Genomic DNA, 12,524 nt, shown 5'->3' with positions numbered 1-12,524 from the left:
CCCGCCCATGAACACGGCGATGCCCACCAGCCCCTCGTTACCCACTACCGAGATTTCGGCTGATGCGCCGTTTTCCATCACATAAAGCAATGAAACGATCGCATCGGCCGGGAAGTGGACATAGCGCAGGGTGTCGCCGGACTCGTACAGAGCCTTGCCCAGGGGCAGGTTCACGTGCTCCAGGTCCGGCGCCAGCCGGCTGAACGTTTCTGCCGAAAGGGCAGCCAGCAAGTGGTTCTGCAAGGGTGGGGGAGCGGGATGCATACGCGGGACCATTGACGGCAACGGGTGTCGGAACAAGATTAGCCTAGCGAGGCCGAGGCTTGTGTTCGTCAGGCCTTTGCTCGCCCAACGGTTCAGTTTATGGGCAAAGAGCAGCTCTGGCACTGGGCCATGACGTGGTGCAGGAGTCCATCATCCTCCAGCTGCAGCCAGGCTTCTTCATTCTCTTTGATAGTCAAGTGCAGCGTTCGAGGCAAGGTTCCGTTCGAACCTTTCGGTGGTCTCACCGACGGGCTGCCGCCCGATTTACTCATAACCCGCAAGCTATGGTGGTCTGACCGGAAGCAGAAGCGCGGGCTACTCGAGTGGCACGTCACTCCCGCGCAATGGCCGGTTCTCAAGTGTTGAGCCGGCAACAGCGGATAACCGATGTGCCTATTTTGACGATCTCCAATCGTCAAAACTTGCCACCGCTGCGTTTCGCTAGGCGGTCAGACCACCTGCTCGTACCTCTGTTTATCCTGCACAAAACTCAAATTTTGATGCTCAGCCAAGCTAAATTTGCCTGATTGCAAGATTTTTTGGCCATACCGGTCTGACCAGTTGTGGTGCAATGAGATCGACTCTGCTCTGCTGTGGTGCGCGGGGGGATTTCAGGGCTTTGCGAGGACCTGATCGATGGCGACGATCAGCTTGCCCAGATCCTTGGGGGGCGCTCTGTGGATGGCACGGAATAGGTAGGCACGCTGCTCTTCTTCGTCGTCCGGCTCGGCGAAGAAGGTTTTGAGTCTCACCCCCAGTACATCGGCAAAGCCGCTCAAGGCCTCGATGCTGGGGGTGTAAGTGCCGGTTTCGAAGCGGCTTATGGTCTTGGGGTCGAAACCGGTCAGTTCGCCCAGTTGCGCTTGCGTGAAGCCCGCCAGTTTGCGGTAGCGGCGCAGGGCAGGACCGAGGCCAGAACTCGTCATCGCTCAATTCCCATTTAGAATCAAGCACTTAACGATATCTATTCGCTCAGCACAACGCCATGATTCGTCACCTTTATTTGCAAAATGTGATGGAATTCGTAGAATTGCCGGCTTTGACTGATCAGTCATTCAAGTATCCATCCAGGGGGAAACGGGCCCTTTCGGACCGCGACACGCTGCTGTTGGGTACTTTGAGCTGATCCAGGATGAACCGTTCCGATGCCCCGACATCCCGTCTGGTCGCTTGTCGGGCCGTTCGCGAATGGAGTTGCATCGTGCGTCTGAACCTCCCGGTCAACCCGGTCGAGCAAAGCTTCCCCGAACACCAGCGGCTCATTTCGGCCACCGACACGGCCAGCCTGATCACCTACTGCAACGCCGAGTTCGCCGCCATCAGCGGCTACAGCCAGGCCGAGTTGATCGGCAGCCCGCACAACCTGGTGCGCCACCCCGACATGCCCGAGGCGGTGTTCGAGCTGATGTGGCAATACCTCAAGGCCGGCCAGAGCTGGATGGGGATCGTCAAGAACCGCTGCAAGAACGGCAATTTCTACTGGGTCAGTGCCTACGTCACGCCGATTCTGGAAAACGGCCAGGTGGTCGGCTACGAATCGGTGCGCGTGCGCCCCAGCCGTGAGCAGGTAGCCCGGGCCGAGGCGCTGTATGCCCGGTTGCGGGCGGGCAAGGCTGCCTTGTCGCCCGCCCGGCGCCTGGCGTTGCTGCAGCGTGCCATGGCCGTGCCACTGCTCGCCGGCGCGCTGGCCATCGGTGCCAACCAGCTGTGGCCGGGCCTGCCGGCCCAGGGCCTGACCCTGGCGTTGTTCGCCGGTGTCGGCGTCTGGGCCCAAAGCCGCATGCGCCGGTATCTGCAGGGGATCGCCGAGGGCGCCGGCAACACCTTCAGCGACCCGCTGGTGGCGCTGACCTACAGCGACCAGGCCGGTGCCGCCGGGCAGCTGGAACTGATCCTGATCAGCGAAGAGGCGCGCCTGAAAACCGCGCTGACCCGCCTCAGCGACCTGGCCACGCAGATGGCCGACGCCGCGCAGGATGCCGGGCGGTTGTCGCGCGGTACCGAGTCGGCGCTGCTCGAGCAGCGTGCCGAAACCGACCTCACGGCCACGGCCATGACCGAGATGGCCGCCTCCATTGGCGAAGTGGCCGGCCATGTGCAACTGACGGCACAAGAGGCGCACACCGCGCACCTGTTGGCCGAGCAGGGCAGCCAGGTCGCCGATGCCACGGGCGCGGCCATTCGCGGCTTGGCCGACACGGTCGGGCAGATCAACCAGGCGGTTAACGACCTGGCCGGTCAGACCGGTGCCATCGCCGAGGCCGCCGGGATGATCCGCGCTATCGCCGAGCAGACCAACCTGCTGGCGCTCAATGCCGCCATCGAGGCGGCCCGCGCCGGCGAACAGGGGCGTGGCTTTGCGGTGGTGGCCGACGAGGTGCGCGCGCTGGCCGACAAGACCCGCCAGTCCACCCTGCATATCCAGACGATCATCGACACCCTGCGCAGCGGTGCCGAGCAGGCGGTGAACATCGCCAGCCTGGGCATCGACGGCGCAGGCCAGGGCGTGACCCAGGTCGCCCAGGCCCAACAGGCCTTGCAGGGCATCCGCCAGGCCGTGTCGCGCATCAGTGACATGAGCCAGCAGATGGCGGCGGCTTCACAGGAGCAGTCGGCAGTGGCCGAGGATGTCTCGCGGCAGATCAACGGGGTGGCCGGCACGGTTGCGCAGAGTGCTCGTCACGCCAACGCCGCCGCTTCGCGCGGTGCCGAACTGGAACAGGTGTGCGCCGGATTGCGCGCCCTGGTGGAGCGCTTCAACCGCTAGGTTGCCAAGGTTATGGATGACAACTATCGCGCAGCCGTGGATGCGGCTGCGATCTTTTCCGAGACCGACCTGCAGGGTCGGATCACTTACGTCAACCAGCAGTTCTGCAGTATTTCCGGCTACAGCCGCGAGGAACTGCTGGGGGCCAACCACCGCATCCTCAATTCCGGCCTGCATGAGCCGAGCTTCTTCCTCGACATGTGGCGGGCCCTGGCGGCTGGCCGGGTGTGGAAGGGCGAAATCTGCAACCGGGCCAAGGACGGATCGCTGTACTGGGTCGACAGCACCATGGTGCCGCTGATCGACCCGCACACCGGCAAGGTCCGCAAGTACGTGTCGATCCGCTTCGACGTCACCGAGAAGCGCCAGCTGCTGCACACGCTGCAGTGGCGGGTCGGGCATGACGTGCTGACCGGCCTGCCGAACCGCGCCTACCTTTCCGACCTGCTCAACCAGGCGTTGGCGTTTTCCCGGCGCGAGGATGTGCCGCTGGCGGTGTGCATGCTCGACCTGGACGGTTTCAAGGCGGTCAACGATGGTTACGGCCATGCCGTCGGCGACCTGCTGCTGGTGCAGGTCGCCAAGCGACTGCAGGGCATCCTGCGTGGCGGCGATGCGGTGGCGCGGCTGTCCGGTGACGAGTTCGTGCTGATCCTGCGTTATGTCGAGGGGCCTCAGCAGTTGCAGGCGGCCTTGCAGCGGGTGCTGAAGGCGCTGGCCGCGCCCTATGCGGTCCGTGAGCACTCGCTGAGCCTCAGCGCCAGCATCGGCGTGACCCTGTACCCCCAGGACGACGAAGACACCGACACCCTGGTGCGTCATGCCGACCAGGCCATGTATGTGGCCAAGCAGCGCGGGCGCAACCGCTATCACCTGTTCGATGTGTCCCAGGAGCAAGAGCTCAAGGCCACCCACCAGACCGTGGCGCGGGTGCGTCGGGCCCTGCGTGAAGGTGAGTTGTGCTTGTACTACCAGCCCAAGGTAAACATGCGCAGTGGCCAGGTGATGGGTTTCGAGGCGCTGCTGCGCTGGCTGCATCCCTCGAAAGGGCCGGTGCCCCCCGGGGATTTCCTGCCGCTGGTGGAGCAGACCGACCTGATCGTCGAGTTGGGCGAATGGGTCATCGAGCAGGCCTTGAGCCAATTGCAGCAGTGGCGCTTGAGCGGATGTGACTGGTCCGTCAGCGTCAATATCGCCGCCCGGCAGTTGCAGCGCGGTGACTTTGCCGAGCGCCTGGCCCAGTTGCTGGCGCGTCATCCGGGGGTACCGCCGGCGCGGCTGGACCTGGAAATCGTCGAGTCGGTGGCGATCGACAATCTGGCCCGCGTGGGCCGCTGCCTCGACGCCTGCCGCGCACTCGGGGTGAGCTTTTCACTGGATGACTTCGGTACCGGCTTTTCCTCGCTGAGCTACCTCAAGCGCCTGCCGGCGCAGACCATCAAGATCGACAAGTCCTTCGTGCGCGACATCCTCCATGATCATGACGACCTGGCCCTGACTACCGCGGTGATCGGCCTGGCCCGGGCCTTTGGCCGCGAGGTGGTGGCCGAGGGTGTGGAAAGTGTCGAGCACGGATGTGCGCTGATGGCGCTGGGTTGCGAGCTGGCACAGGGTTACGGGATCGCCCGGCCGATGCCGGGGGATGCCGTGGCGGGATGGGTGTCGGGCTATCGTCAGCCGCCCCAGTGGGCTGCTGACGACAGGCGGCAGGCGCAATGTGATCCGCCGTGCCGGTAAGGGTCACTCGGAGTAGGTGTTGACCATGACTTCGGTCAGCTCGCGCAGCAGTGCCGCCTCGTCGGCCTTGCGGGTGTCGAGCAGCAGTTCGGCCGCGCGCTGGTACAGCGCGCTTTCGTTCGGGTAGTGGCCCGATACCAGGTCGATGCGCTGCACCACGCCGTCGTGGCGCCAGGCGAGCCCCTGGACATGGCCCGGTTCGTTTTCCAGTGCATCGATGTAGCTTGAGGGCACCGTTGGCCCGGTGTAGGGGCCAGCGCCGGAGGCGGGTTCGCTGAGGCTGTCGAAGTATTCGCCAGCCCCCGCCCAGCGTTCGGCAAGCGCTTCGAAGGCCTGCGGGCGCAGGCGTCGTACCCATCGCTGCCAGAACGGCTGGCTGACCAACCACTCGATCAGCGTCGTCGCGTCGCTGCCGGCCCGCACCGCATCAGCCAAGCGCTGCAGGGTCTCTTCGTTCAGGTGGGCCATCTGCGGGAACCGCATGCTCTGCGGTTGCGGCGGCAGGTGCAGCCTTTGCTGTAGCTGGATGCGCGCCATCAGGGCCATTTCCAGTTCGTCGGGATGGTCGCTGCTCAGTTCGGCATCACTGATGTCATCGTCGCCGTGCAAGGCCGGGGCGGGGTTTTGCGTTGGTTGATAGTCGTCTGCCCTGATGGCGCGGCGTCGAACCAACCGAGCCTGGTAGAGGGCACCGATGCGTTCGTCCAGCAGGTGTTGGCGCAACAGTGCCTGGGTGCTGTGCACCGCCACCTGTTCATCGGCATCGGTCGCCGAGGCATGGCTGACGGTCTGCCACATCGTCACCTCGGTCTCGACCTGCTGGAACAGCACGATGGCCTGGTCCACGCACTCCTGGGCGGCGTCATTGAGCAGATCGTTGATCTGCTGCTGGACCTGCGCCCGTCCCCAGCCGCCCTCGACGGCGCCGGCTTCGTCCGTCGCCAGCAGCTGCACCACGCGCTGCATGCGCTGGGCCATGGCTGCGGGTGCGTTCTGGTAGTCCAGGGTGTCGGGCAGCCGCTGCAGCAGGTCGTAGAGTGGTTGCCACTGCGGGTCCTGGGCGGTGCTGTTGATATGCGACTGAAGCGCTTCGGGCCAGTCGGCCGCCCACAGGTGGCCCTGGCCGATTGGCGCGGTAACGGTGAAGCCTGCGTTGGTGAGGTTATCCAGGGCCACGTCGCTGAAGGGGTTGCCATTGAAGGCGTAGGCGATGCCCTCGTGGCGTTCGCGCACAGCCCGGGCATAGGCCGTGTGCTGCAGGGCAGGTGCATCGATCAGTTCGTTGGCGCTCAGGTCCAGGTGGCGCAGCTCCAGCGGCTCCTGGTTCATCAGGGCCTCGAGCCCCATTGGCCATCGGCTGATATTGGTCAATTCCAGGTCCAGCTGTTGCAACTGCGTCCAGCCAGTGAGATCGGGGGCCAGGCCCAGGGGATTTTCATAGAGCACCAGCATCTGCAGGCGATCGAGGCCGGCAAGTGCGGTGCGTCCGGCCTCGTCGAGCACGATCGCGTTCTGCCCCAGGCTCAGCCCGCGCAAGGCTGGCCAACGCTGCAGGGCCTGGAAGTGTTCGGCGGTCATCACCAGTTCGTTGAGATCGACCTGGAACCAGGCCAATGACGGCAAGGTCGACAGGCGTTCAAGCGTGGCCACTGAAAGGCCGCGAATAGCGTCGGTGAGGTTGAGGCGTTGCAGGTGCGTCATGCCGGCGAGCAGCGCCAGGTTGGCTTCATCGTCCAGATCGAGGTTGTTTTCCGACATATCCAGCCCTTGCAGTTCGCCCATCTCGGCCAGGGCTTGGGGCAGCCGCTCGAGGTTGTTTTGCGCCAGGTCCAGCAGGCGCAGGTTGGGGAAGGTACCGAGAAACGCATTCAGCTCGACCATGTCGGGGCTGCTCAAGCCGTTGACGTTCAGCAGGCGTACATGGGGCAGGCGCACGGGCAACGCCGGCAAGCTGGTCAGGCCTTGCCCCTCGATCACCAGGTTGATGTCGTCGAGGTTGTCATGCGGGCCTGGGGCGCTTTCTCGGCGCCAGGCGCTGCGAATACGCTGGGCGGCCGTTTCGCGCAGCGCGCGTTGCTGCTCGATGGCGCCGATTGGCAAGCCTTCCGGTGCATGCACCCAGCGCTGCAACGCCCTATCGAGCTGGCGGTATTCTGCCTGCTGGGTCTGCAGCAGGCGCGCGAACGCGCCCGGCAGCGGCCCAGCCTGGTGGCGCAGGCGCTGGCGCAGCATTTCGCGGTCACCCTCAGGTGTGGCCGGGTAAAGTTGCTCGAACAGCTCGTCGTCGTTCAACGCGCCCTGGCCGCGGCCACTGAGCACATAGCCGATGCGTCGCTCGCCGGGCAGGCGGCTTGGCAGACGGTACATCGGGCGCACCGGGGCGATGCCCAGGTCCATTGCGGCGCGGCGACGGTCGCTGGCCGCCAGTTCGAAGAGCCTGTCGCGCAATTGTGCAGCTTCGTGGATGTTCAGGCCGATGGCGTCCCGCGCCTGGTCGGGCAGGGCACGCAACAGGGAGCGGTACAGGTCGTCATACCCGCCCAGCTCCTGGCCCTCCTCGTCGTAGGGTTTGTAGCCCTCGTTCATGCGCACCACGACCTTGGTGGGGGCGCCCGGCTTGCCAGCGGCGCTCAACAGCTCGCCGTTGGCATGGGTAGCACGCAACTCGACACGCACCGTGTTGGGCCAGCCTGGCAGTCGCTCGAGCGCGGCGAGTGCCAGTGCGTCCCTGTCCGTGGCATTGCCCGAGTGTTGATGGAAGCGCGCCAGGGCCTTGGCAAGGCGGGTCTCGCGCAGGTAGAGGCGTGCTGTTTCAGCCATCCTCAACGGCAGACGGCCCGTCTCCTGCAACCGGGCGAGGTCAGCGGGGCTGGCCTGGGCGAGGATTTCTTCGCGGCTTGTGGCGCTAAGCGAGGGGAAGTCGCGAGCAAGGGCGGCCTCCAGCGGCTGCGCAGGTGTTGCTGCCATGGGCGTCGCGCCGAGTGCTTCCAGGCTGTCGCGCAACAGGGCCGGCACCGGCCGGTGGTCGGCGAGGATCCGGCGCATGGCTGCGGCATCGTAGCCGCTGCAGCGCAGGGCCTTGGCCAGCGTGGCGGCGTTCAGCCCGTCGGTTTGCGGCCCCAGGTACCTGAGCAGGGTGTCGGCATCCCAGGCCAGGGGGCGGTCGTGCTCCAGCAACCAGGTGCCCTGGCCATTGCCCAGCAGCGCCGGTCGATGGTTGTGGCCCTCGGCGGGGGCCAGGCGCAGGGTGCCGTCTTCATCCTGAGCAAGGGGCAGCGCCAGGCCGTCGCGCTCCAGCCACTGCCTTCCCTGCCAGACGTGCAGGCCCTGGGTGTTCGCGGCCTCTCCCGGTGGCCAGGGGCGGGGGCGGGAGAAGGGGGCCAGCTCGCCGTGCCAGAGCTTCTGCTCGCCATCGGCGCCGACCTGCTGCCAGGCATGCAGGATGCCTTGGGGCTCGATGAATCGAGAGGCCGCGCCCAGCGCCGCGAACTGTCCCAGGTTGGTGATCACGTTGAACAAGTGACTGATGGCGGCATCGGCATCACCTTCATTGGCGGCGTGCACGCCCTCGATGAATTCATCGACCAGCTGCGCGCCACCGATCACCAGCATCACTTCGCCCAACCCGGGCACGAACGAGCCGACCACGTTGAGCAGGGTCAGTCCGGTGGCCAGCCAGCTTTGCAGGCGCATCAGCAATGCCGCGGTATCACGCTTGGCGACCGGCACCGCCAGGCTGGCGGCCTCCTGCAAGCGCCGTTCGACCTCGACCCGCGCATGCTCGGTGAAGGCGTCTTTTGCCCAGGGCGTGAATACCAGCTCCAGGCGGGCGTTCTCGTCGCGGGTTTCCTGCCAGAGGTCGGTGGGTGCTGGGAAGGCACGTTTGAGCCAGCTGAAGCGATCGCCCTTTTCCAGTACTGGTGGCGTCGGGTGCAGTTGGGCATAGGGGTAGCGGGGGTACAGGACTGCGCGCAACCGGGCGGCGAAGCGCGGTCGCTCCGCCAGGCTGATATAGCGGCTGAAGAATTCGCGCTCCTCCTGCTGCCAGAGCATCCGGCGCAGCGCCTGGGTCATGGCTTGCGCCGAGGGGTACTGGCGCAGGGGCTGGTGGGGATGGCCTGGCAGGTACAGCACGCACATCTGGGCGTCGTCCGCGCCGACCTTGGTTTCCAGGCGCATCAGCAGGGGCCCGTTCAAGGGCAGGCCGAACAGGCTCAGGTAGCCGCAGCTCATAGGCTGCGTGGCGTCGGCCTGCTCGGCAAGCACCCGTTCGGCCAGCTGGCTGCCGTGTGCATCGAGGTGACCTTGCAGCCTGGCCTGGAGGGCCTGTGCGGCAAACGCAGCGAGCGCCTGCTGGCGCAACAGTCCACGGAAGGTGTCGGTATCGATGTGGTCGGCCAGGTGGTAGTGATAGCGTTGGCCAAGGTCAAGATTACGCACGCCCCTGACGAACGTCGCAGCCTGCTCGGCGGGGCGTTTGTCCAGGCCGCTGGCGGTGTTGAACAGGCTGATCCTGGCGCCCTCGTCGAAGTTCTGCAAGGCCGCTTCCAGCCAGGTGTGTTCGTTGCCGTCGACCCACACGCGGCCTTCATCCACTCCTGGCAGCGTCTGGCCGGCGAACCAGCGCGGCAATGCCTGCTCCAGCAAGGGGCGGCAAAACGCTTCGATATCCTGTATCGGGTCCAGCGCGCTCTTGAGGCGGCGCATCGCCGTATGGCTGGCCTGGATTCGTTGCTTGAGGGTGCGAAGGTCGTCGGCACTTGCTGCAGAGGCCCATGTGGGCAGACGTTGGTGGATGAAGGCGAGGTGAGGGGAAAGCGGGGGCTGGGTCATTGCTGCTGCTCCGTAAAAGGGAGCAGCGAGATTAATCAGCAATGGTTGGGCGGCCGGGTTACATATCTGGTACCCGGCCGACGGCGAATCGGTTCAGACCTGTGGGGCGGTGCTCTTGACCGAAGCGAGTTCGGGGTGGGCAACCAGCTTGTCGATGTGCAGTTCGTCGTTGTTCATCCAGGTCTCGGTCAGCACCCGGTAATGCTCCATGTCGCGGCAGCGCATGCGCAGGCTGTAGTCGAAGTGGCCGCTGATCAGCTGGCATTCGTACACCTGCGGGCAGGCCCGCACGGTGGCTTCGAAGGCGCGCTGGGCCGAGCGCCCGCTCTGGTTGGACAAGGCCACCAGCACCAGCAGCGACAGGCCCGGGGAGACCTGCTGCAGGTCGATGATCGCCCCATAGCCGCGGATCACCCCGCGCCGCTCCAGCTTGCGCACCCGCTCCAGGCAGGGCCTGGGGGTCAGGTGCACGAGGGTGGAGAGTTTCTCGTAGGTGATCCGTCCGTGGTGGCGCAGCACGTCGATGATGGCTTCATCGATGCGGTCCAGCGGTGCGGCGGCAGGTGTGGTGGCCTTGGTATCCATATACGGCGTGACTTCACTTCAGGCGATTGGAGAGGAACTGCCGCAGGCGCTCGCTCTGTGGCTGGTCGAGGATTTCGGCGCTGCCGTGCTCTTCGACCAGGCCCTGGTGCAGGAACAGCACCTGGCTCGAGACCTGGCGGGCGAAGCCCATTTCGTGGGTGACCATGAGCATGGTACGTCCTTCCTCGGCGAGCGTCTGTATCACCTTGAGCACTTCGCCGACCAGCTCGGGGTCGAGCGCCGAGGTGGGCTCGTCGAACAGGATGATTTCCGGCTCCATGGCCAAGGCGCGGGCGATGGCCACGCGCTGTTGCTGGCCACCGGACAGAAACGCCGGGTACTGCTCTGCGGCGCGTGCCGGCAGGCCGACCTTGTCCAGGTACTTGCGCGCCCGTGCCTCGGCTTCGCTGGCGCTGATGCCCAGCACCTTGCGCGGCGCCAGGCAGATGTTCTCCAGTACTGTCAGGTGGCTCCACAGGTTGAAGTGCTGGAACACCATGGCCAGGCGTGTGCGCAGGTTCTGCAGCTGGGCCGTTGGCGGGGTGCCCTTGCTCAGGTCGAGGGTCTGGCCGTCGAGGGTGATGCTGCCGGCGTTGGGCTGTTCGAGGAAATTGATGCAGCGCAGGAAGGTGCTCTTGCCCGAGCCGCTGGCGCCGATCAGGCTGATCACGTCGCCCTTGCGGGCTTGCAGCGATACGCCCTTGAGCACCTGGTGCTCGCCGTAGTGCTTGTGCAGGCCGTCGACGCTGAGCTTGATGGCGCCGGCCTGGGCATGGGTGCTCGGGGCCTGGGCGAAGTGGGTGAGTGGCAGTGCGGTAGCGGTCATCAGGTCAGCCTCGGGCAGGGTCAAGGAAGCGCATCCAGCGGCGCTCGGCCAGTCGGAACAGGCCGACCAGGGCGAAGGACAGCAGCATGTACAGCAGGGCGGCCACGCCGAAGGCCTGGAAGGTCAGGAAGGTCGCGGCGTTGGCGTCGCGGGCCACCTTGAGGATGTCGGCGACGGTGGCGGTGAAGGCCAGGGAGGTCGCGTGCAGCATCAGGATCAGTTCGTTGCTGTAGGCCGGCAGTGAACGGCGCAGGGCCGCCGGCAGCACCAGGAACAGGTTGAGTTTCCAGCCACGCAAACCATAGGCCTGGGCCGCTTCCAGCTCGCCGGCGGGCAGGTTGCGGATGGCCCCGGCGAAGATCTCCACGGTGTAGGCGCAGGTGTTGAGCACGAAGGCCAGCAGCGTGCAGTTGAGCGCGTTACGGAAAAACTGGTCGAGCAGCATGTGCTCGCGCACCACCTGCAGGCTGTAGAGGCCGGTGTAGCAGATCAGCAGCTGGATATAGAGCGGCGTGCCGCGGAACACGAAGGTGTACAGCTGCACCGGCAGGCGCAGCCAGGCATGCCGCGAGGTACGCGCCAGGGCCAGCGGCAGCGAGAGCAGCAGGCCCAGCACCATGCTGACCACGAACAGCCACAGGGTCATGGTCAGCCCGGAAAACCCGTTGCCATCGTTGTACAGGTAGGCCGGGCCGTATTGCTGAAGGAGTTCGATCATCGCGCCAGCTCCCTGATGCCGATGTTGTAGCGTCGCTCAAGGCGTTTGAGCAGCTGGTTGGACAAGGTGGTGATGACCAGGTAGACCAGCCCGGCGATGCACAGGAAGAACAGCACGTCGTTGGTGGTCTTGCCGGCGTTCTGAGCGGCCTTGACCAGGTCGGCCAGGCCGATGATCGACACCAGCGCGGTGGACTTGAGCAGCACCAGCCAGTTGTTGCCCAGCCCCGGTAGGGCAAAGCGCATCAGTTGCGGGAACAGCACCAGCCGAAACCGCTGCGCGCGGCTCAGGCCATAGGCGGTGGCGGCTTCCAGCTGGCCGGCCGGCACGCTGAGGATGGCGCCGCGGAAGTTCTCGGTGAAGTACGCGCCATAGATGAAGCCCAGGGTGATCACCCCGGCGCCGAACGGGTCGATCTCCACGTAGTCCCAGCCCAGCGCTTCGGTCAGGTCGTTGAGCCAGATCTGCATGCTGTAGAAGATCAGCAGGATCAGCACCAGGTCGGGGACGCTGCGGATCAGCGTGGTGTAGAGGGTGGCCGGGATGCGCAGCAGCTTGGAGCGTGACAGCTTGGCGCTGGCACCGACCAGGCCCAGCAGCAGGCTGACGGCCAGCGACAGCAGGGCCAGCTTGAGGGTCATCCAGGTGCCCTGGGCCAGCAACGGGCCGAAGCCCTGCAGGCCGTGGGAGAGGAAGTCGTTCATGACAGGGATCTCGCGGGGAGGCCATCGCGGGGGGGGGGGGGAGGGAACAGGGGGGGGGAGAATGAGGGGGGGGGGGTGGGCGCCGTTCCC

8 protein-coding genes and 2 pseudogenes are annotated in these 12,524 nt (G+C 65.6%); 3 read left to right on the top strand and 7 right to left on the bottom strand.

Features of this window, described 5'->3' with window-relative positions; translation table 11 throughout:
* Both ACO6VM_RS03050 and ACO6VM_RS03045 read right to left on the bottom strand, forming a co-directional pair.
* Positions 1-264 (bottom strand): annotated as a pseudogene (locus ACO6VM_RS03050) (Crp/Fnr family transcriptional regulator); the annotation flags it as partial.
* 611 nt (positions 265-875) lie between these two features.
* Positions 876-1,190 carry a helix-turn-helix domain-containing protein gene (locus ACO6VM_RS03045; RefSeq protein WP_125858106.1) on the bottom strand — a complete coding sequence of 105 codons (315 nt, stop codon included), beginning with the start codon at positions 1,188-1,190 and terminating at the stop codon, positions 876-878.
* Between the two features lie 206 nt (positions 1,191-1,396).
* On the opposite strand from ACO6VM_RS03045, the pseudogene ACO6VM_RS03040 reads away from it, so the two are divergent.
* The 3 genes and pseudogenes from ACO6VM_RS03040 to ACO6VM_RS03030 all read left to right on the top strand — a co-directional run.
* Positions 1,397-1,747: pseudogene (locus tag ACO6VM_RS03040) on the top strand (PAS domain-containing protein); the annotation flags it as partial.
* Positions 1,748-1,921: 174 nt separating this feature from the next.
* Positions 1,922-3,031: a methyl-accepting chemotaxis protein gene (locus tag ACO6VM_RS03035; protein WP_401057144.1), complete on the top strand. Its 1,110-nt coding sequence runs from the start codon at positions 1,922-1,924 to the stop codon at positions 3,029-3,031.
* Between the two features lie 12 nt (positions 3,032-3,043).
* Positions 3,044-4,768, top strand: a complete 1,725-nt coding sequence (locus ACO6VM_RS03030; RefSeq protein WP_401056968.1) for a putative bifunctional diguanylate cyclase/phosphodiesterase — start codon at positions 3,044-3,046, stop codon at positions 4,766-4,768.
* A 3-nt stretch (positions 4,769-4,771) separates the two neighbouring features.
* Here the strand turns inward: ACO6VM_RS03030 and ACO6VM_RS03025 are convergent, their stop codons facing one another.
* The 5 genes from ACO6VM_RS03025 to ACO6VM_RS03005 all read right to left on the bottom strand — a co-directional run bounded on the left by ACO6VM_RS03025 (position 4,772) and on the right by ACO6VM_RS03005 (position 12,434).
* Positions 4,772-9,601 (bottom strand): dermonecrotic toxin domain-containing protein, encoded by a 4,830-nt coding sequence (locus ACO6VM_RS03025; protein ID WP_422402748.1) that lies wholly within the window; start codon positions 9,599-9,601, stop codon positions 4,772-4,774.
* Between the two features lie 93 nt (positions 9,602-9,694).
* Entirely contained in the window at positions 9,695-10,186 is a 492-nt protein-coding gene (locus ACO6VM_RS03020; protein WP_153787331.1) for an Lrp/AsnC family transcriptional regulator, read from the bottom strand.
* 13 nt (positions 10,187-10,199) lie between these two features.
* Complete coding sequence (locus ACO6VM_RS03015; RefSeq protein WP_401057145.1) at positions 10,200-11,012, bottom strand: ABC transporter ATP-binding protein; 813 nt, start codon at positions 11,010-11,012, stop codon at positions 10,200-10,202.
* A 4-nt stretch (positions 11,013-11,016) separates the two neighbouring features.
* Positions 11,017-11,730: a histidine ABC transporter permease HisM gene (gene hisM / locus ACO6VM_RS03010; RefSeq protein ID WP_110994369.1), complete on the bottom strand. Its 714-nt coding sequence runs from the start codon at positions 11,728-11,730 to the stop codon at positions 11,017-11,019.
* Positions 11,727-12,434: an ABC transporter permease gene (locus ACO6VM_RS03005; protein WP_110994368.1), complete on the bottom strand. Its 708-nt coding sequence runs from the start codon at positions 12,432-12,434 to the stop codon at positions 11,727-11,729. Before ACO6VM_RS03005 ends, hisM begins: the two co-directional genes overlap by 4 nt.
* Positions 12,435-12,524: the final 90 nt, after the last annotated feature.

This window comes from Pseudomonas sp. GZD-209 (genome assembly GCF_049310485.1).
Taxonomy (GTDB): Bacteria; Pseudomonadota; Gammaproteobacteria; order Pseudomonadales; family Pseudomonadaceae; genus Aquipseudomonas; species Aquipseudomonas sichuanensis.
The sequence above is the reverse complement of the archived record's forward strand: the minus strand, read 5'-3'. Positions and strand labels throughout refer to the sequence as shown.

What these genes read in the sequence shown, in the direction of transcription:
- ACO6VM_RS03045 (WP_125858106.1), bottom strand. Translation starts at nt 1,190, where the DNA reads ATGACGAGTTCTGGCCTCGGTCCTGCCCTGCGCCGCTACCGCAAACTG.
- ACO6VM_RS03035 (WP_401057144.1), top strand. Translation starts at nt 1,922, where the DNA reads ATGGCCGTGCCACTGCTCGCCGGCGCGCTGGCCATCGGTGCCAACCAG.
- ACO6VM_RS03030 (WP_401056968.1), top strand. Translation starts at nt 3,044, where the DNA reads ATGGATGACAACTATCGCGCAGCCGTGGATGCGGCTGCGATCTTTTCC.
- ACO6VM_RS03025 (WP_422402748.1), bottom strand. Translation starts at nt 9,601, where the DNA reads ATGACCCAGCCCCCGCTTTCCCCTCACCTCGCCTTCATCCACCAACGT.
- ACO6VM_RS03020 (WP_153787331.1), bottom strand. Translation starts at nt 10,186, where the DNA reads ATGGATACCAAGGCCACCACACCTGCCGCCGCACCGCTGGACCGCATC.
- ACO6VM_RS03015 (WP_401057145.1), bottom strand. Translation starts at nt 11,012, where the DNA reads ATGACCGCTACCGCACTGCCACTCACCCACTTCGCCCAGGCCCCGAGC.
- hisM (WP_110994369.1), bottom strand. Translation starts at nt 11,730, where the DNA reads ATGATCGAACTCCTTCAGCAATACGGCCCGGCCTACCTGTACAACGAT.
- ACO6VM_RS03005 (WP_110994368.1), bottom strand. Translation starts at nt 12,434, where the DNA reads ATGAACGACTTCCTCTCCCACGGCCTGCAGGGCTTCGGCCCGTTGCTG.